Genomic DNA, 18,882 nt, shown 5'->3' with positions numbered 1-18,882 from the left:
CTGCGGATGGCCGCCCGCGCTCATCCGCCGGCCAGGCCGAGGCTCAGTAGCCGTGCCGGCGCAGCAGCGCGTCCATGTCTTGCGCCGCCGGGCGGCCCTGGAACTTCAGCAGTTCCGAGGTGCGGTTGGTGAAGAAACCGTCGACGCCGGCCGCGCCTAGGGCCTTGAAGTCTTCCGCCGAGTCCACCGAGTAGGCATGGATGAACAACCCGCGCGCGTGGGTCATGCGGTTCATCCAGGGTTTCACCAGGTCGGCGTAGCTCTGTTCGCCGCGTTCGCTGAGGGTCGCCGAGGGCCCGGTGCCCAGCGCGCCGTGGGCCTTGGCCCAGTCCAGCCAGGCGCCGAACTCGGCTTCGGACTTCACTTCCTGCCTGGCGTAGAAGGCCGCCTTGTCGGTTTCCCCGGATTCCTTGAAGGTCACTGGCGAACGGGCTTCCAGGTAGCCGTCACCGAGCCACAGCAGGAGAATCTTCGGCACTTGCGGCATGCTTTCTTGCAGCAGTTCCAGGCTGCTCTTCTCGAAGGTCTGCAGGATCACCCGGCCATTGCCGTGGGCCACGTCGACATGCCCGGCGGCGGCGCGCTCGCGGGGTTGCAGCCAGCCGCGGCGTTCCAGCAGCTTGCGCAGGTCGTCTTCGATGCCGGGGAATTGCGCCGGTACCTTGGTCTCCAGGTACAGGCCCGGCTTGTTGGCGCCGCCCTCGGCGATGTCGAGCATCTCGTCGAGGGTGAGGATGCGCAGGCCGACGAAGCCGGGCCGGGCGCGCTCGGGGAAGGCGCGATTGAACCAGGAGCCGGCGTCCAGGCGCTTGAGTTCGGCGAGAGTGAAGCTGCTCACCGGGTCCTTGGCGCGTCCCGGGAAGACCTCGGCGACGTCGGTGGTGCGCTCCAGGGTGTCGTCGTGGAGGGCGACCAGTACGCCGTCGCGGCTGCGCTGCACGTCGGCTTCCAGGTAGTCGGCGCCGAGGTCGCGGGCCAGCAGGTAGGCCGCGGCGGTTTCCTCGGGGGCGTCGTACGAGGCGCCGCGGTGGGCGATGACCGCCGGCCAGGGCACGCCGGCGGCGGCGCTGAGGGCCTTGCCGGACGGCTCCGCGGCCTGGGCGGCGAGCCCCGCCGTCAGGCCGAGGAAGCCCAGGGTCTTGAATGTTCCTTGCCAGAATCTTTGCCGCATGAGGCGCCTTTCCTTCTTTCTTTTTCACGGGATTGCCGACCAGTCTGGCGTCGCCGGATGACCGCAGGACGACAGATACAGGTCTGTCCGGCGCGGGGAAAGATGCGCTGTCGCGGCGACGCTGGTTCCTGTCGCCCTCGGCAAAGCGCCAGCCCTCCCAGGCCGGGAGGGCGGATTCTACAGGCGTTTGTTCAGCAGGCGGGCCAGGCGGTCGCCGCCGAACTGGATCAACGTGACCAGCAGCACAAGGACGATGATCACGGTGAGCATCACCTGGGTGTCGAAGCGCTGGTAGCCGTAGCGGTAGGCCAGGTCGCCCAGGCCGCCGGCACCGATCGCGCCGGCCATGGCCGAGGAATTGATCATGGTCACCAGGGTGATGGTGAAGCCGCCGACGATGCCCGGTCGCGCCTCCGGTAACAGTACGTTGCAGATGATGTGGCGGCGTTCGCAGCCCATCGCCTGGGCCGCCTCCACCAGGCCGTGGTCGACTTCGCGCAGGCTGACCTCGGCGATCCGCGCGAAGAACGGCGTGGCGGCGATGGTCAGCGGCACCACCGCGGCCCAGACGCCATAGCTGGTGCCGACGATCATCCGGGTAAAGGGAATCAGCGCCACCATCAGGATCAGGAAGGGTACCGAGCGCAGCACGTTGACCAGACCGCCCAGGATGCGATTGAGCAGGCGCGCCTCGAAGATCCCGCCCGGCCCGGTGGTGACCAGCACCAGGGCCAGCGGGATACCCACCAGCAGGACGATGGCGGAGGACGCGCCGATCATCAGCAGCGTATCGAGGAAACCTTGCCAGAGCCGTTCAAGCATGGGCGACATGGCCGAGCACCTCCACCTTGTCCGCCACCAGCGCGGCCTTGGCCAGCACGCCGGGAAGCTCGCCGGGCGGCGCGCCGACCTGTAGCAGCAGGCGCCCCAGGGCGCGGCCCTGGATCCGCTCTATGCCGCCGTGGAGCAGGTCGACGCGCTGGCCGATGGCCCTGGCGATGGCTAGCAGGTCCGGCACCCGTCGGCTGGCGCCGGTGTACTGGAGATCGAGCAGCACCGGGTCGCCGGCGCCGGGAGCCTGGCGCAGGCGCGCCTGGAGGTCGGCCGGGAGGGCGGCGCGCAGGCTGCCGAGCAGGCTTCGGGTGACGGCATGGCGCGGATCGCCGAAGACTTCCCAGACTTCGCCCTGTTCGACGATGCGGCCGCATTCGAGGACCACCACGCGGTCGCAGATCTCGCGGATGACCGCCATCTCGTGGGTGATCAGGACGATGGTCAGGCCCAGCCGGCGGTTGATGTCGCGCAGCAGCGCGAGGATCGCCTGGGTGCTCTCCGGGTCCAGCGCCGAGGTGGCTTCGTCGCAGAGCAGGATCTGCGGCTGGTGCACCAGCGCGCGGGCGATGCCGACGCGCTGTTTCTGCCCGCCGGAGAGCTGCGCCGGGTAGGCGTCGCGTTTTTCCTCCAGGCCGACCAGTTGCAGCAGCCCGGCGACCCGCTCCTCGATCCGTGCCCGGGGCACCCCGGCCACCCGCAGCGGCAGGGCGATGTTCTGCCACACGGTCTTGGCCGACATCAGGTTGAAGTGCTGGAAGATCATGCCGATGCGTCGGCGCAGGGCGACCAGACGCTGGCCGTCGTAGCCGCCGATGTCCTCGCCGTCGATCAGCACCTGCCCCTCGCTGGGACGCTCCAGGCGATTGAGGGTGCGGATCAGCGAGGACTTGCCGGCGCCGCTGCGGCCGATGATGCCGAACACTTCGCCGCGGCGGATTTCCAGGTCGATCTCCCGCAGGGCCTGGACCCCGCCGGGGTAGCGCTTGCCCAGGCCGTGGAGACGGATGTGCGGCGTGGAGGCGCGCGTGTCGGGCGCCGTCGGGAACGGTTCGAGGGGCAGCAGGCTCGGGGGAACGGTCATGGTCGTCACTCCCAGCCCGGCTGGTACAGCGTGCCATGGGCCTTGTCCAGCGCGGCGCGGACCACCGGCGAATGCTGGTAGATGTCGACGAAGCGCGCCAGGCGGCCGTCGCGGTCCTGGTAGTCGCCGCGGGTGACGAACTGGATCACGTATTCCCGGTTGTCGATCCCGTCGAACAGCAGCGCCCGGGTCGGGTCGATGGTCCCGGCCAGGCGCAGGTAGTGCGGGTAGCCCTGGGCCAGGTCGAAATCGTCGAGGGCGCGCGCCAGTTGCACCGCCTCCAGCTCGGTGATGCGGATGTCCTTCGGGTTGTCGACGATATCGTCGAGGGTCGCCTTGTAGCCGACGCCGTCCCTGAGCTTCAGCAGGCCGGCCTTCTGTAGCAGTTGCAGGCCGCGGCCGCCATTGATCGGGTCGTTGGCGATGGCCACGCTGGCGCCTTCCGGCAACTCTGCGAGGCTGGCGTAGCGCTTCGAATAGAGCCCGACGTTGTTGATGATCCCCGGCGCGAACGGCTTCAGCCGGAAGCCGCCTTCGCGGTTGGCGTTTTCCAGGAAGGGCACGTGCTGGAAGTAGTTGGCGTCGATGTCGCCCTGGGCGAGGGTGATGTTGGGGGCGTTCCAGTCGCTGAACTCGACCAGTTCGACCTTCAGTCCCTGCTTGCCGGCTTCGCTCACGGCGACTTCCAGCGGCGGGGCGAAGGCGGCGGTGGTGCCGATCTTCAGCGGGGCGTCGGCGGCCTGGGCCGGGCCGCTGCCGAGGAGGACGGCCAGGCTCAGGGTTTTCAGGGTGTTCAGCATGGTGGGCTCCTGAACGAAAGGGAAAGTGGGGTCAGGCCTGGCGCTGGCGCGCGGCCGGGTGCTGGCGGAAGGCGGCGCCGGCGTGTTCCGCCTGCAGGCGCGCGCGGCCGCCGCCGAAGAGCTTCTCCCGCAGGGTGCCGGGGGCGTAGGCGGTCTTGTAGCTGCCGCGTGCCTGCAACTCGGGCACCACCAGATCGATGAAGTCGGCGTAGCTCTCCGGCTCCACGGTGCGGGTCAGGTTGAAGCCGTCCAGGCCGGTATCGGCGATCCAGCCTTCGAGGTCGTCGGCGACCTGGCGCGGGTCGCCTACCAGGGTCACGTAGCGGCCGCCCAGGGCCAACTGGTCGAGGAGCTTGCGCACGGTGGAGTCGGTGCGCGCCACGGTGAGGTTCTTCACCACCGACTCGATGGCGTTGTTCTTCTCGTAGCGGATCGGCTCGTCGAGCCCGTAGCGCGACAGGTCGATGCCGCTGGAGCTGGCGAAGTGCGCCAGGCCGGCCTCGGGGCTGGCGTAGCGGCGGTACTCGGCATGCTTGTCGCGGGCCTCGGCCGCGGTGGCGGCGACGATCACGTTGATGCCCATGAAGATCCTGATGTCCTCGGCGCGACGGCCGGCGCCGACCACCGCCGCGCGGATGCGCTGCACCAGTTGGCGGGTGGCCTCGCGGGTCTGTCCGGAGACGAACACGCATTCGGCGTGGCGCGCGGCGAAGGCCAGGCCACGCTCCGAGGAGCCGGCCTGGAACAGCACCGGGGTGCGCTGTGGAGAGGGCTCGGCGAGGTGGTAGCCCTCGACCTGGTAGAACTCGCCATGGTGACGGACCTTGTGGATCTTCTCCGGCCGCGCGTAGACCCGTCGCTGGCGGTCGGCGAGCACCGCGTCGTCTTCCCAGCTGCCCTCCCAGAGCTTGTAGAGGACCTCCAGGTACTCGTCGGCGCGGTCGTAGCGGCGGTCGTGCTCGATCTGCGCGGACTGGCCCATGGCCTTGGCCGCGCTTTCCAGGTAGCCGGTGACGATGTTCCAGCCGATCCGCCCGTCGCTCAGGTGGTCGAGGGTCGAGAGCCGCCGGGCGAACGGGTAGGGCGCCTCGTAGGTGAGGTTGGCGGTGACGCCGAAACCCAGGTGCTCGGTGACCCCGGCCATGGCCGAGACCAGCATCAGCGGGTCGTTCACCGGCAACTGGACGGCTTCGCGGGCGGTCACCTCGATGCCGCCCTGGTAGACGTCGTAGACGCCGAGGATATCGGCGATGAACAGGCCGTCGAACAGGCCGCGCTCCAGCAGCCGGGCCAGCTCGGTCCAGTGGCGCAGTTTGCGGTAGTCGCTGGAGCGGTCGCGCGGGTGGGTCCAGAGGCCGTGGTTGATATGGCCGACGCAATTCATGCTGAAGGCGTTTAGGAGAATCTGCTTCTTGCTCATGGCGGTTCCTTCGGCGTTCAGAGCGTGCCGCGGCGTGGCGGCAGGCGGCCGTTGAGGTAGTAGTCGCCGACCGCGTGGTACTTCCAGCGCACCGGGTCGTGCAGGGTGTGTACGCGGGCGTTGCGCCAGTGGCGGTCGAGACCGAGTTCGGCGAGACAGGCGCGGCTGCCGCCAAGCTCGATCAGCTTGCTGCCGGCCAGCAGGGCGACCTCGGTGGTCAGCGCGCGGGCTTCGGCGACGGCGATCGAGGCGGCCGCCACGCTTTCCGCGTCCGGCTCGGCGGTGGCCCGGTCGAGCACCCGCCCGGCACGCTCCAGCAGCGCTTCGGCGGCGTGCAGGCGGATCGCCAGGCGGCCGATCTCGTGGATGGTCAGTGGGTCGTCGCTGGCCTTGTCGACGCCGGAGTCGACCCAGGGCCGGGCGCGCTCGCGGACGAAACGCAGGGTGTCCTCGAAGGCGCCGCGGGCGATCCCGGCGTCGATCGCCGCGTGGAGGATCTGCGCCAGCGGGCCGACGGTGGTCGGGCGCTCGAAGGCGTCCTGGAACGAGACCACGTCCTCGGCGGCCACCGCTACCCGGTCGAACAGCGCCGAACCGCTGCCGGTGGTGCGTTGACCGAAGCCGGACCAGTCGTCGACGATTTCCAGCCCGGCGCTGTCGCGCGGGACGAAGGCCAGTTGCTGGCGGCCCTCGTCGTCCACCGCCAGGGTCGGCACCCGCTGCGCGTAGAGTGCGCCGGTGCAGTAGAACTTGCGCCCGTCCAGGCGGTAGCCGTCGCCGTCGGCGCGCAGGCGGGTACGGCGCTCGCTGGCGGTACGCGTGCCGATCTCGGCCAGGGCGTTGCCGAAACGCTCGCCGGCCAGGGCGGCGCCGAACAGGCGACCTTTCTGCGCCGGCGAGCCGTTCACCCGCAGCACTTCGAGGGCGTAGAAATGGTTCTGCGGAATCTGCCCCAGGGAACTGTCGGCGGCGCTGACGATCGCCACCACCTTCGCCAGGGTCACCCGCGAGACGCCGGCCCCGCCGTATTCGCGGGGCACCGCGATGCCCCACAGGCCGGAGCGGGAGAACAGTTCCAGTTCTTCCAGCGGCAGGCGCCGCTCGCGGTCGCGCTGGATGCTTTCGCGGGCGAACAGGGCGGCCAGCTCGCGGGCCGTTTCCAGGGCTTCGTCGTCGCTGCCGATGCGATGGGCAGCGGCCGTGGGATTGTCGCGCGTAGCGTGTGCGAGGCTCATCGGGCGCTCCTCAGATCCATGAGTGACGCGCCGGACGGGCGCCGTTCAGGTAGTAGTCGCCGACCGCGTGGACCTTCCAGCGTACCGGGTCGTGCAGGGTGTGGGTGCGGGCGTTGCGCCAGTGCCGGTCGAGGTTGAACTCGGCAAGCGTGGCGCGGCTGCCGGCCAGCTCGAAGAGCTTCTCGCTGGCCGCCAGGCTGATCTCGGTGCTCAGCACCTTGGCCTCGGCCACGGCGATCGAGGCGCGTGCCGCCGACTCGGCGTCCACCGGCCGCGCGGCCACCTCGTCGAGGACCTGGCCGGCCTTCTCCAGCAGGGCGTTGGCGGCGTGCAGCTCGATTTGCAGGCGGCCGACCTCGGCGATGCTGTAAAGCTCGTCGCTGGCGCGTTCGACCTGGGCGTCGATCCAGGGCCGGCTGCGTTCGCGGACGAACGCCTGGGCGTCGTCCAGCGCCGCCTGGGCGATGCCGGCGTCGATGGCGGCCTGGATCAGTTGCGAGACGGCGCCCTGGAGGCTCGGGATCTCGGCCAGCAGGCCGTTGTGGATCAGCATGTCGCCGGCTACCGGAACCTCGTCCAGCAGTACCGTGCCGCTGGCGGTGGTGCGCTGGCCGAAGCCGGACCAGTCGTCGACGATGCGCAGGCCGGGAGCGCCGCGCTCGACGAAGAGCATCACCGCGCGCTCTTCCTCGTCGATGGCCTTGACCGCCACCCAGTGGGCGAACAAGGCGCCGGTGGAGTAGAACTTCTCGCCGCTGACCCGGTAGCCGTCGCCGTCGCGACGGACCCGCGCCTTCAGCTCCAGGGTATGGCGGGTATTGCGCTCCGGGCCGGCGTTGGCCAGCCGGCGGCCGTCGAGGATGCCACGGAACAGCTTGCGTTTCTGCGCCGGGCTGGCGACGTTGTCGATCACGCTGAGCAGGCCGAACTGGTTCTGCGGAATCTGTCCGAGCGCCGGGTCGGCGGCACAGATGACACGGAACACCTCGGCCAGGGTCACGTGGGAAACCTGCGCGCCGCCATGGGCGCGGGGAATGCCGATGCCGCCCAGGCCGAGGCGGGTGAAGAGTTCCAGTTCCTGCCAGGGCAGGCGTCGTTCGCGGTCGCGTAGCGCCGCTTCGCGACGGGCCAGTCCGGCTACCTCGTGGGCGGCCTGCAACGCCTGGGCGTCGTTCTCGATGAGGCGTGCCGGGAGTAGCCGGGGCGCCTGGTCACGAAGATCCTTGGGTGCGGTTTCGTCGGTCATGGTTCAGCCTTGCAGCGTGGTGGTTCCGCCAGCGGCATCGGTGTGGCGCGGCTCGCGGGTTCGGTGGTGCGGGTGGAACGCCTGGAGGAGGGAGGGGAAACAGGCGGTAACGACATGCTCGCTGGGCACCTCTGGCAGTTCGGATAGGTGGCTGGCGCGATCGCCAAGCCTCTGCCAGGTCTGTTTGCACAAGCCGTGCCGTTTGCTAATCAATAGAAAAATCAAAGAGTTGGAGGTTTGCTCCAACAGTTTCTGCTGGTCCGCGGGCGCTGCCTGTTGCTCCGCTGTTGCCAGGGCAACAGTTACCGGCGGATTACAGCCGGATGCCGCGCGCCGGCGCCGTGCTGCTAGGGTGATAGGGTTTCGCGCGCGGCGGCCTGGCGCGCGCCCACCCACTCGGATCGTCGAAGGAACTCCCATGCAGAGCGCTAACGCTTCAGAACTCACCACCGACATCGCCGTGATCGGCGGCGGCGCGGCCGGCATCGGCGTGATCGCCAGCCTGCTGAAACGTTCGCCGGGGTTGCGTATCAGCCTGATCGAGCCGGCGGACACCCACTACTACCAACCGGGCTGGACCCTGGTCGGTGGCGGCGCCTACGCCCAGGGCGACACCGCGCGGCCGATGGCCGGGCTGGTCCCGCCCGGCGTGGAGTGGCTGCGCACCCGTGTCGAGCGGGTCGACCCCGAGGCGCGCCGGCTACTGCTGGAGAGTGGCGGCAGCCTGGAATACCGCAACCTGATCGTCTGCCCCGGCCTGCGCCTGGCCTGGGAGCGCATCGAGGGCCTGGAGGAGACCCTCGGGCGCAACGGCGTCACCTCCAACTACCGCTACGACCTGGCGCCCTACACCTGGGAGCTGGTGCGCGGCCTGCGTGGCGGCAAGGCGCTGTTCACCCAGCCGGCGATGCCGATCAAGTGCGCCGGGGCGCCGCAGAAAGCCATGTACCTGTCCTGCGACCACTGGCTGCGGGAGGGCGTGCTGCAAGACATCGAGGTCGAGTTCGACCTGGCCGGCGCGGCGTTGTTCGGCGTCGCCGATTTCGTTCCGCCGCTGATGGAATACGTGCGCAAGTATTCGGCCGAGCTGGCGTTCAATTCCAACCTGGTGAAGGTCGACGGCGCGGCGCGCAAGGCTTGGTTCGAGGTGAAGGACGCCGACGGCAACACCAATCTGGCGGAAAAGGACTTCGACCTGCTGCACGTGGTGCCGCCGCAACTGCCGCCGACCTTCGTCGCCGCCAGCGGCCTGGGCGACGCGGCCGGCTGGTGCGAAGTCGACCCGGCGACCCTGCAACATGTCCGCCATGGCGAGATCTTCGCCCTCGGCGATGTCTGCGGCACCGCCAACGCGAAGACCGCGGCGGCGGCGCGCAAGCAGATCGTGGTGGTGGCCGAGAACCTTCTCGGCCTGCGCAGCGGCCGTGGCCTGCCGCTGCGCTACGACGGTTACGGCGGTTGCCCGCTGACCGTCGAGCGCGGCCGGGTGGTGCTGGCGGAGTTCGGCTACGCCGGCAAGCTGCTGCCGACCTTCCCGCTGGAGCCCACCGCGGCCAGCCGCTTCGCCTGGCTGCTCAAGCGCCACGTACTGCCCTGGGTGTACTGGAACGCCATGCTCAAGGGCCGGGAGTGGCTGGCGCGGCCGGGGCGCTAGACCGGGCGGCAGCCCTCGGCCTGACCGGCCTCAAAGCTCGTGGGCGAACGGCAGGTCCGGCCCCACCCGCGAGCAGGTGACCGCCGCCGCGCGGATGGCGAAGGCGAGCATCGCGTCGATCGCTTCCCGCGACAGCGCGGCTAGCCCGGCCGGGCTTTCGGCGTCGAGGCGGCGGAGGTAGGCGAGGGTCGCCGCCTGGAAGGTATCGCCGGCGCCGACCGTATCGCGCAGCGCCAGGGCGGTATCCGCCGGGCGACTCCAGCTGCCGTGGGTGCAGTGCACGCTGGCGCCGGCGCCGCCGTGGGTGACGAAGACCAGCCGGCAGCGCGGGTTCAGCCAGCCGCGGGCCACCTCGCCAGGATCGCGGTCGGGGTAGAGCAGGGCCAGGTCTTCCTCGCTGGCTTTGATCAGGTGCGCATGACTGGCGAAGGCCTCGACCCGGCGCCGCCAGAGGTCGATGTCCGGCTGCGGGTCGAGGCGCACGTTGGGATCCAGGCTGACCAGGCGCCGGCCGCTCTCGCGCCGGACCAGCGCCAGCAGGGTGTCGGCCACCGGCGTCACCACCAGGGTGTAGGAGCCGACGTGCAGCCCGCGTATCCGCCCATCCAGCGTCGGCAGGTGTTCCAGGCGCACCTGGCGGTCGGCGCAGCCCTCGCCGCGGAACTGGTATTGCGCCGAGCCGCTGGCGTCGAGGCCGACCATCGCCAGGGTGGTCGGGGCGTCGCTGGGCACCAGGAAGCCGCAGTCCACGCCTTCTTCTTCGAGCACCCGGCGCAGCCGCGCGCCCAGGTAGTCGCTGGACAGCCCGCCGAACAGCGCCGCCTCCACGCCCAGCCGGCGCAGGCCGACGGCGACGTTGAACGGCGAGCCGCCGGCGATCGCGGTGAAGCCCAGCTCGTTGCTGCGCGCAGCGCTTTCCAGGCTGAAGACATCGAAAAGGGCCTCGCCACACACCAGGTACATGCAGATCTCCAAAACGCCAGAAGAGGAAGGAAAGCCGGCCATTATCGCGGAGGCAGGTGCTCCAGGTAACGCCGGTAGGCCTGTTCGTAGGCTGCCTGTCGTCGCGCCTGGGGCTGGGTGCGGGTCGCCTCGTCGAGCGCCACGCAGCGCCGGCACAGGGCTTCCAGGCTTTCACCGGCGCCGCTTTCGCGGCCCAGGCTCCAGGCCGCCTGGAGCGCCGCGCCAAGGGCGGCGGCCTCGGTCTGCCGTGGACAGACCAGCGGCAGGCCGAGCAGGTCGGCGAGCGTCCGCCGCCACAGCGGGCTCTTCGCCGCGCCGCCGACCAGGCGGATTTCCTCGCCCGGCAGGCCGCTGGCGCGCAGCAGGTCGAGGCCGTAGCGCAGGCCGAAGGCGGTGCCTTCGAGCACCGCCCGGCAAAGATTGGCTCGGCTCAGGTTGGCCGCGGTCATGCCATGCAGGCTGGCGCTGGCGTGCGGTAGCGCCGGAACCCGCTCGCCGTCGAAGAACGGCAGCATCAGCAGACCCTCGGCGCCGACCGGCGCCTGGGCGGCCAGCCGGGAGAATTCGTCGAGATCGAGGTGCAGCAGGTCCTGTACCAGGCCGCAGGCGCCGGTGAGGTTCATCGTGCAGGCCAGCGGCAGCCAGCCGCCGGACGAGGCGCAGAAGGTCGCCAGCTCGCCGTGCGGACTGACCAGCGGCCGCTCGGCATAGGCGGCCAGGGTGCCGGAGGTGCCCAGGCTGGCGGTGAGCAGGCCGGGGCGGATGTTGCCGGTGCCGATGGCGGCGAGCATGTTGTCGCCGCCGCCGCCGGCGACCCGCGTGTGGGGAGCCAGGCCGAGGGCGGCGGCCGCTTCGGGGCGCAGGTTGCCGATGCAGGCGCCGGGCTCGATCAGCTCCGGCAGCGCCGCCGCCAGGCGTCCGCCCGGCTCGACCAGCTCCAGCACGTCGCTGGCCCAGGTGCGCCGGCGCACGTCGAAGTAGCCGCTGCCGGAGGCGTCGCCCGCTTCGCTGCAGACGCGGCCGGTGAGCCAGTGGTTGAGGTAGTCGTGGGGCAGGAGGATGTGCGCGACGCGGGCGAACAGCTCGGGAAAGCGGCGCCTGCTCCAGAGCAGCTTGGACAGCGTGTAGCCCGGCGCGAGCACCAGTCCCAGGCGTTCCAGCGAGCCGGCCGGGCCGCCGAGGGCTTCCAGCAGCTCACGGTTCTCCGCCGCGCTCTCGGTGTCGCACCAGAGCTTGGCCGGGCGCAGCGCCCGGCCCTCGGCGTCGAGCAGGAGCAGCCCATGCTGCTGGGCGGAAACCGCCAGGGCGCGGACCTCGCGGCCGTCCACCGCGGCTTCTTCCAGGGCCATGCGTACCGCGCTGGCCATGGCTTCCAGCCAGTCCGCCGGGTCCTGCTCGCGGCGTCCGTCGCGGCCTTCCGGCGGGCGCTGCGCGGCGCTGCCCAGGCCCAGCGTGCGGCCGCTGCCGGCGTCGAGCAGCAGCGCCTTGCTGCCTTGGGTGCCGCAATCGATGCCGAGGAACAATCCGTGCATGCGGCCCTCCGGAGTCATTCGCCGAGTACCTGGCGCAGGGTTTCGCTGACGCCGTGTCGGCGCAGGCTGTCGTAGAGCCGCTCGAAGGCCTCGACGAAGGCCGCCGAGGCCGGGATCGCCGGGCCGAACACGGTCTCCACGCCGAGCAGGCGCCGGCCCAGGCCGTGGCGTTCGGCAACCAGCGCCTGGCATTCGGCGGCGCGCGGATCGGGAATCGGGTAGCGTTCGCCATGCTCGTCGACCCCGCCCAGGTACAGCGCCCAGGCCGCCACCACCAGGGCCACCCGTTCCAGCGGCCGGCCGGCGGCGATCAGCCGATTGGCGGTGGGGACGATGAACTTGGGAAACTTCGACGAGCCGTCCGAGCAGACCCGTTCCAGTTGGTCGGCGATGGCGCGGTTGGCGAAGCGCTCGACCAGGCTGTCCTTGTAGCGCTCCAGGTCGATCCCCGGTACCGGCGCCAGCAGTGGGGCCACGTCGCGGTCCATGAAGGTCCGCACGTAGCGGCGCAGCAGCGGGTCGCCGAGGGTCTCGTGGACGAAGCGGTAGCCGCGCAGGAAGCCCAGGTAGGTGAGCGCCAGGTGGCTGCCGTTGAGCAGGCCGATCTTCATCTCCTCGTAGGGCGTGACGTCGTCGGTGAACTGCACGCCGACCTTTTCCCAGGCCGGACGCCCGGCGCTGAAACGATCTTCCAGCACCCATTGCACGAAGGGTTCGCAGACCACCGGCCAGGCGTCTTCCACGCCGTGCCGTTGGGCCAGTTGGCGGCGGTGGGCGGGGCTGGTCATCGGCGTGATGCGGTCGACCATGGCGTTGGGAAAGCTGACGTGCGTCGCGATCCAGCACGCCAGCCCCGGGTCGAGCCGTTCGGCGAAGGCCAGCAGCGCCTTGCGCGCCACTTCGCCGTTATGCGGGAGGTTGTCGCAGGACATCACGGTGAACGCCGGCACGCCTGTGTCGCGGCGCCGCCGCAGAGCCTCGCAGAGAAAGCCGAAGACCCCGCGCGGGGTCCGCGGGTTGGCCAGGTCGTGGCGCACCAGCGGCAACTCGGCGAGGAACTCGCCGCTGCCATCGTCGATGCAGTAGCCGCCTTCGGTGATGGTCAGCGAGACGATGCGGATGGCCGGCTCGGCAAGCTTTTCCAGCAGCGCCTCGGCGCCGTCCTCGGCGAGCAGCATGCCGCTGATGGCGCCGATCACGCGGACCTCGGTGTCCGGTTGGTCGCCCAGCTCGTAGAGGGTGTAGAGGTAGTCCTGGGCGGCCAGGGCGTCGTGCATGGCGCGGTCGTCGCTGCGCAGGCCGGCGCCGCAGATCGCCCAGTCGAGGGCTTCGCCGCGGTTCATCAGGGCGTCGGTGTAGGCCGCCTGGTGCGCGCGGTGGAAGCCGCCGACGCCGATGTGGACGATGCCCTGGCGCAGTTGCGCGGGGTCGTAGGACGGGCGGGCGACAGCGGTCGCCAGCAGGGGGAGGTGCTGCCGGTTGAGTTTCATCGGTGGGTTCCCGCTGGCGGCTTCAGGCCGCCTGTTGCAGTCGTTTGTCGAGGGCCTGGCCGTTGCTGTCGAACAGATGGCAGTGCGCCGGATCGAAGCCCAGCTCCAGGGGGGCGCCGTAGTCCGGTGCGAAATCGCCGCGCACGCGCAGGGTGAGCATTTCCCCCGAGTCGGCGCGGACATGGCAGAAGCTGTCGCTGCCCAGGCGCTCGCTGACGTCGGCGGCGACCCGCAGCAGGCCCTGGAAGGCATGGCCCGGGCGGGCGATGTTCAGGTGTTCCGGGCGGATACCGAGGGTCACCGGGCTGCCGGTGGCCAGCTCGCCGGCGCATAGCGGCAGGCCGACGCGCGCGCCGCATTCGAGGGCGACCTCGCAGCGCTCGCCCTGGTTGCGGCTGAGATGGCCGCGCAGGAAGCCCATCTTCGGCGTGCCGAGGAAGCCGGCGACGAACAGGTTGGCCGGATGGTGGTAAAGCTCCAGCGGCGAGCCGACCTGCTCGACGCGTCCGCCGTTGAGCACCACGACCTTGTCCGCCAGGGTCATCGCCTCGACCTGGTCGTGGGTCACGTAGATCATGGTCGCCGCCAGTTCCTGGTGCAGCCGCGCCAGTTCCAGGCGCATCTGCACGCGCAGGGCGGCGTCGAGGTTGGACAGCGGTTCGTCGAAGAGGAATATCTTCGGGTTGCGCACGATCGCCCGGCCGATCGCCACCCGCTGCCGCTGGCCGCCGGAGAGCTGGCGCGGCTTGCGCTCCAGCAGCGCTTGCAGTTCGAGGATGCGTGCGGCGGCGTCGACCTTGGCGGCGACCTCGCGCTTGTCGACGCCGGCCAGGTCGAGGGCGAAGGAGAGGTTCCTGCGCACCGTCATGTGCGGGTACAGCGCGTAGGTCTGGAAGACCATCGCCAGGTCGCGCTTCGCCGGCGGGGTGTCGGTGATGTCCGTGCCGTCGAGGGCGATGCTGCCGCCGCTGGCCTCTTCGAGGCCGGCGATCAGGCGCAGCAGGGTCGACTTGCCGCAGCCGGAGGGGCCGACGAAGACCACGAACTCGCGGTCGCGGACGTCGAGGTCGATGCCCTTGATGATGGCCTGGCCGTCGAAGCCTTTCTGCAGGTTGCGGATCTTGAGATCAGCCATGGCGGAATACCTCCGTGGACGAAAGGATGGGGATGCGCTTCATTTCACGGCGCCGAAGGAAAGGCCGCGTACCAGCTGCTTCTGGCTGATCCAGCCGAAGACCAGGATCGGCGCGCAGGCGAGGGTGGAGACGGCCGAGAGCTTGGCCCAGAACAGTCCTTCGGGGCTGGAATAGGAGGCGACCAGGGCGGTCAGCGGGGCGGCGGCCGAGGAGGTCAGGTTGAGCGACCAGAAGGCCTCGTTCCAGCACAGGATCAGCGACAGCAGCAGGGTCGAGGCGAGCCCGCCGCGGGCGATCGGCAGCAGCACGCGGACGATCTCCTGCCAGGTGCCGGCGCCGTCCAGGCGCGCCGCTTCGAGGATGTCCACGGGGATGTCCTTGAAGTAGGTGTACACCATCCAGACCACGATCGGCAGGTTGATCAGGGTGTAGACGATGATCAGCGCCAGCCGCGAATCGAGCAGGCCGAACTGCTTGGCCAGCAGGTAGATCGGCATCAGTACGCCGACCGGCGGAAGCATCTTGGTCGACAGCATCCAGAGCAGCGTGCGCTTGGTGCGGCGGGTCTCGAAGAAGGCCATGGAGTAGGCCGCCGGCACCGCGACGAGCATGCACAGGAGGGTCGCCGAGGAGGAGATCAGCAGCGAGTTCCAGGCATAGGCGAAGTAGTCGCTGCGCTCGTTGATGTGCAGGTAGTTCTCCAGGGTCGGCTGGAAGATGAACTGCGGCGGCGTGGCGAAGGCGTCGATCTCGCTCTTGAAGCTGGTCAGCAGCATCCAGAAGATCGGGAAGAACAGCAGCAGGGCGATGCCCCAGCAGAGCAGGCCGAGCAGGCCGTTGCGCAGGCGGCGGGATTGCTTGAGTGTCAGCATGGCGGGTTCCTCAGCTGCGCTCGGTAAGGTTCTTGCCGATCATCCGCACCAGCACGATGGCGGCGATATTGGCGATCAGCACCGCGATCAGGCCCCCGGCCGAGGCCATGCCGACATCGAACTGCAGCAGCGCCTGGTTGTAGATCAGGTAGGCGAGGTTGGTCGATTCGTAGCCGGGGCCGCCGCTGGTGGTGGTGAAGATCTCGGCGAACACCGAGAGCAGGAAGATCGTCTCGATCATCAGCACCACCGCGATGGGCCGCGCCAGGTGCGGCAGGGTCAGGTGCCAGAAGATCGCCAGTGGACCGGCGCCGTCGAGGCGGGCGGCCTCCTTCTGCTCCTGGTCGAGGGACTGCATGGCGGTCATCAGGATGAGGATGGCGAAGGGCAGCCATTGCCAGGAGACGATGAGGATGATCGACAGCAGCGGATAGTGCGCCAGCCAATCCACCGGCTCGGCGCCGAACAGGCGCCAGACGGCGGCGAGGATGCCCGAGACCGGGTGGAAGATCAGGTTCTTCCAGAGCAGCGCGCTCACCGTCGGCATGATGAAGAACGGCGAGATCAGCAACACCCGCACCGCGCCGCGACCGAAGAACTCGCCGGCCTCCAGCAGCGCGGCGATGAGCACGCCGAACGCCACGCTGATCGCCAGCACGCTGCCCACCAGCAGCAGGGTGTTCAGCGCGCCGGGCAGGAAGCCGGCGTCGGTGACGAAGAAGGTGAAGTTCTCCACGCCGACGAAGGCATTCTCGCCGGGATACAGCAGGTTGTAGCGGATCAGCGAGAAATACAGGGTCATGCCCAGGGGCACGATCATCCACAACAGCAGCAGCGCCACCGAGGGGCTGACCAGGAGCCAGCCAGGGCCGCGCCGGCGGCGCTGGAGGCGACGGTGGGTGGGACGGGCCGGGAGCGGGGTATCGAGGGCCGAGGTGTTCATGGCGACTCCGTCTGGATCTTCAAGGGCAAGCGCTCGAGCAGGGCCGCGCCGGGCGCGGCTGCGCCCGTCGGCGGACTACTTCGGATAGCCGGCGCGCTTCATCTCGCGGGCGGTGCTCTGCTGCGCGGCGGCCAGCGCCTGGTCGCTGCTCATCTGCCCGGTGAGGGCGGCGGAGAACAGCTTGCCGACCTGGGTGCCGATGGCCTGGAACTCGGGGATGGTGACCAACTGGATGCCGACGTAGGGCACCGGCTTCAGCGTCGGATGGTTGGGATCGACGCGCTTCAGCGATTCCAGGGTGACCCGCGCGAACGGCGCGGCGGCCAGGTAGGCCTCGCTGTAGGTCGAGGCGCGGGTGCCGGGCGGCACGTTGGCCACGCCTTCCCTGTCCGCCACCAGCTTGCCGTACGCCTGCGAGGTGGCCCAGGTGGCGAAGGCCTTCGCCGCGTCCTTGGCGCGCGAGCTGGCGGGAATCGCCAGGGCCCAGGAATACAGCCAGGAGGCGCCCTTGTCGGTGACTTCCCGGGGGGCGAAGGCGAAGCCGGTGGCGTCGGCGACCTTGCTCTGGCTCTTGTCGGTGACGAACGAACCGGCGACGCTGGCGTCCACCCAGATCGCGCACTTGCCGCTGTTGAACAGCGCCAGGTTTTCGTTGAAACCGTTGCTGGAGGCGCCGGGCGGGCCGTACCGCTTGAGGGTGGAGACATAGAAGTCGAGAGCCTTCTTCCATTCGCCGCCGCTGAATTCGGGCTGCCATCGCTCGTCGAACCAGCGTGCGCCGAAGGCGTTGGCCAGGGTGCCGATCAACGCCATGTTCTCGCCCCAGCCGGCCTTGCCGCGCAGGCAGATGCCGTATTGGCCCTGGTCCGGGCGGTTGAGCCTGGCGGCGAATTCGCCGAGCTGGGTCCAGGTCGGTTGCTCGGGCATCCGCAGCCCGGCCTGCTGGAACAGGTCCTTGCGGTAGTAGGTGATCGAGGCTTCGGCGTAGAACGGCAGGGCGTACAGCGTGCCCTTGACGGAGAGACCGTCGCGCACCGAGGGCAACAGGTCGTCCAGGGCGTAGTCGGCGCGCAGCCCGCTCATCGGCTCCAGCCAGCCCTTGGCGCCCCAAAGCGCGGCTTCGTACATGCCGATGGTGAGCAGGTCGAACTGTCCGCCCTGGGTGGCGATGTCGGTGGTCAGGCGCTGGCGCAGGACGTTCTCTTCGAGCACCACCCATTTCAGCGCGATGTCCGGGTGGCTTTCCTCGAACACCTTGGACAGGCGTTGCATGCGGATCATGTCGTTGTTGTTGACCGTGGCGATGGTCAGGGCCTCGGCGCCCTGGGCCAGCAGGGGCAGGGCGAGGCAGGCGGCGGCCAGGCAGGCCTTGATCGAGTCGTTCATCGGTGAACTCCTCTTCCGGGCCGGCGGGCGGCGCGGAAGACATTATTGTTTTTGTGTCGCTCGCTGCCGATTACACAGGCGCGTCACGCAACCGACAAAGCCTCGACTGCACTTCGACCGATACTTTTTTGCACCGCCGGGGTGGGGCGCTGGAGGCTCAGAGCAGGTTCTGCTCGGTCAGCCGCTGGGTCACCAGGCGCCGGTAGCCGGTGGGCGTCATGCCCTTGAGCTGCTGGAAGCGCCGGTTGAAATTGGACAGGTTGCTGAAGCCCGACTCGAAGCACACCTCGGTCACCGGCAGCTCGCTGCGGGCCAGCAGCTCGCAGGACTTGCTGATGCGCAGGCGGTTGACGAACTCGACGAAGCCGCGCCCGGTGGCCTGCTTGAAGAAGCGCGAGAAGTAGGTGGGGGTCATGCCCAGGTGGGCGGCGACCTGCTCCTGGGTGAGGTCCTGGGCGTAGTGCTGGAAGATGTAGTCCACCGCCCGGTTGATCCGTTCGACGTTGTGCTCGTCGGCCAGTTGCGAGGAAGTGACGGTAGAGAGCAACTGGTAGTCCTCGCATTCGGCGAGCTGTTCCATGAGGATAAAAAAGTATCCCAGGCGGGTCATGCCGCCGCTGTCGGCGATGCGTTGCAACAGTCGCCGGCTTTCGCCGATCAGCGCCGGGTCGCGGAACTCGATGCCGTAGCGCGCCCGCGCCAGCAGCGGGGCCAGGCGGTTCAGCTCGGAGAATACGCCGCTGCCGTCCTCCAGCACCTCGTCGGTGAAGTTCACCAGCATGTCGCGCCGGGCCACCACCTCGTCGGGCTCCACCTGGCTGATCCAGTTGTGCGGCAGGTTGGGACCGGTGAGGAACAGGGTGTCGGGGGCGAAGTTGCCGATGTAGTCGCCGATGAATACCTTGCCGGAGCTGGCGACGATCAGGTGCAGCTCGTACTCCTTGTGGAAGTGCCAGCGCACCAGCGGGCTGGGGAAGCCGTGCTGGCGGTAGATCAGCGAATGGCCTTCGTGGTCGTCCATCAGCTCGTAGGACGGATCGGTGACTTTGCTGGCTCTGGGCATGGGCGCGGGCCGACCGGGGGAACGAAGGCACATCCTAGCCCGAAGCGGCGGGGCTG

16 protein-coding genes are annotated in these 18,882 nt (G+C 69.5%); 1 reads left to right on the top strand and 15 read right to left on the bottom strand.

All coding sequences use genetic code 11. The features are described from left to right. Positions 1 to 43: 43 nt before the first annotated feature. The 7 genes from FOC67_RS12290 to FOC67_RS12260 form a co-directional block, all read right to left on the bottom strand. The gene (locus FOC67_RS12290; protein ID WP_003131579.1) at positions 44 to 1,171 is read right to left on the bottom strand and encodes a glycerophosphodiester phosphodiesterase; all 1,128 of its coding nucleotides are present in this window, start codon (positions 1,169 to 1,171) and stop codon (positions 44 to 46) included. A gap of 177 nt (positions 1,172 to 1,348) precedes the next feature. After that, on the bottom strand, positions 1,349 to 2,002 hold the full coding sequence (locus FOC67_RS12285) for a methionine ABC transporter permease (protein ID WP_003111646.1): 654 nt from the start codon (positions 2,000 to 2,002) through the stop codon (positions 1,349 to 1,351). Continuing rightward, positions 1,986 to 3,095, bottom strand: a complete 1,110-nt coding sequence (locus FOC67_RS12280) for a methionine ABC transporter ATP-binding protein (RefSeq protein WP_073646974.1) — start codon at positions 3,093 to 3,095, stop codon at positions 1,986 to 1,988. The genes FOC67_RS12285 and FOC67_RS12280 overlap by 17 nt, the downstream gene beginning before the upstream one ends. Then, positions 3,092 to 3,886 (bottom strand): MetQ/NlpA family ABC transporter substrate-binding protein, encoded by a 795-nt coding sequence (locus FOC67_RS12275; protein WP_009316120.1) that lies wholly within the window; start codon positions 3,884 to 3,886, stop codon positions 3,092 to 3,094. Before FOC67_RS12275 ends, FOC67_RS12280 begins: the two co-directional genes overlap by 4 nt. A gap of 31 nt (positions 3,887 to 3,917) precedes the next feature. Continuing rightward, positions 3,918 to 5,306, bottom strand: coding sequence for an LLM class flavin-dependent oxidoreductase (locus tag FOC67_RS12270; protein ID WP_015502895.1), 1,389 nt, complete (start codon positions 5,304 to 5,306; stop codon positions 3,918 to 3,920). A 17-nt stretch (positions 5,307 to 5,323) separates the two neighbouring features. Then, the gene (locus FOC67_RS12265) at positions 5,324 to 6,541 is read right to left on the bottom strand and encodes an SfnB family sulfur acquisition oxidoreductase (protein ID WP_003089457.1); all 1,218 of its coding nucleotides are present in this window, start codon (positions 6,539 to 6,541) and stop codon (positions 5,324 to 5,326) included. Positions 6,542 to 6,551: 10 nt separating this feature from the next. Then, positions 6,552 to 7,787, bottom strand: coding sequence for an SfnB family sulfur acquisition oxidoreductase (locus FOC67_RS12260; RefSeq protein WP_003106870.1), 1,236 nt, complete (start codon positions 7,785 to 7,787; stop codon positions 6,552 to 6,554). A gap of 418 nt (positions 7,788 to 8,205) precedes the next feature. Between FOC67_RS12260 and FOC67_RS12255 the strand changes: the two genes are divergently transcribed. Next, positions 8,206 to 9,441, top strand: coding sequence for an FAD/NAD(P)-binding oxidoreductase (locus FOC67_RS12255; RefSeq protein ID WP_003131586.1), 1,236 nt, complete (start codon positions 8,206 to 8,208; stop codon positions 9,439 to 9,441). Between the two features lie 30 nt (positions 9,442 to 9,471). Here the strand turns inward: FOC67_RS12255 and FOC67_RS12250 are convergent, their stop codons facing one another. The 8 genes from FOC67_RS12250 to FOC67_RS12215 all read right to left on the bottom strand — a co-directional run bounded on the left by FOC67_RS12250 (position 9,472) and on the right by FOC67_RS12215 (position 18,826). Further along, positions 9,472 to 10,404, bottom strand: coding sequence for a carbohydrate kinase (locus FOC67_RS12250; RefSeq protein WP_009316118.1), 933 nt, complete (start codon positions 10,402 to 10,404; stop codon positions 9,472 to 9,474). A gap of 41 nt (positions 10,405 to 10,445) precedes the next feature. After that, positions 10,446 to 11,954 carry a xylulokinase gene (gene xylB, locus FOC67_RS12245; protein ID WP_073667788.1) on the bottom strand — a complete coding sequence of 503 codons (1,509 nt, stop codon included), beginning with the start codon at positions 11,952 to 11,954 and terminating at the stop codon, positions 10,446 to 10,448. After that, complete coding sequence (locus FOC67_RS12240) at positions 11,951 to 13,426, bottom strand: mannitol dehydrogenase family protein (RefSeq protein ID WP_009316116.1); 1,476 nt, start codon at positions 13,424 to 13,426, stop codon at positions 11,951 to 11,953. The genes xylB and FOC67_RS12240 overlap by 4 nt, the downstream gene beginning before the upstream one ends. A 22-nt stretch (positions 13,427 to 13,448) precedes the next feature. After that, on the bottom strand, positions 13,449 to 14,561 hold the full coding sequence (locus tag FOC67_RS12235) for an ABC transporter ATP-binding protein (RefSeq protein WP_003089446.1): 1,113 nt from the start codon (positions 14,559 to 14,561) through the stop codon (positions 13,449 to 13,451). 39 nt (positions 14,562 to 14,600) lie between these two features. After that, positions 14,601 to 15,434: a carbohydrate ABC transporter permease gene (locus tag FOC67_RS12230; RefSeq protein WP_003111700.1), complete on the bottom strand. Its 834-nt coding sequence runs from the start codon at positions 15,432 to 15,434 to the stop codon at positions 14,601 to 14,603. Positions 15,435 to 15,444: 10 nt separating this feature from the next. Continuing rightward, a complete protein-coding gene (locus FOC67_RS12225; RefSeq protein WP_009316115.1) occupies positions 15,445 to 16,377 on the bottom strand; it encodes a carbohydrate ABC transporter permease in 933 nt (310 codons plus the stop codon). Positions 16,378 to 16,452: 75 nt separating this feature from the next. Then, entirely contained in the window at positions 16,453 to 17,763 is a 1,311-nt protein-coding gene (locus FOC67_RS12220; RefSeq protein WP_124133767.1) for a sugar ABC transporter substrate-binding protein, read from the bottom strand. Positions 17,764 to 17,920: 157 nt separating this feature from the next. Next, positions 17,921 to 18,826, bottom strand: a complete 906-nt coding sequence (locus tag FOC67_RS12215) for an AraC family transcriptional regulator (protein WP_009316112.1) — start codon at positions 18,824 to 18,826, stop codon at positions 17,921 to 17,923. Between the last annotated feature and the right edge of the window lie 56 nt (positions 18,827 to 18,882).

Source organism: Pseudomonas sp. FDAARGOS_761 (assembly GCF_013343155.1).
In the GTDB taxonomy this organism is placed as follows: domain Bacteria; phylum Pseudomonadota; class Gammaproteobacteria; order Pseudomonadales; family Pseudomonadaceae; genus Pseudomonas; species Pseudomonas aeruginosa.
This window is presented reverse-complemented; position numbering and strand designations above follow the sequence as displayed.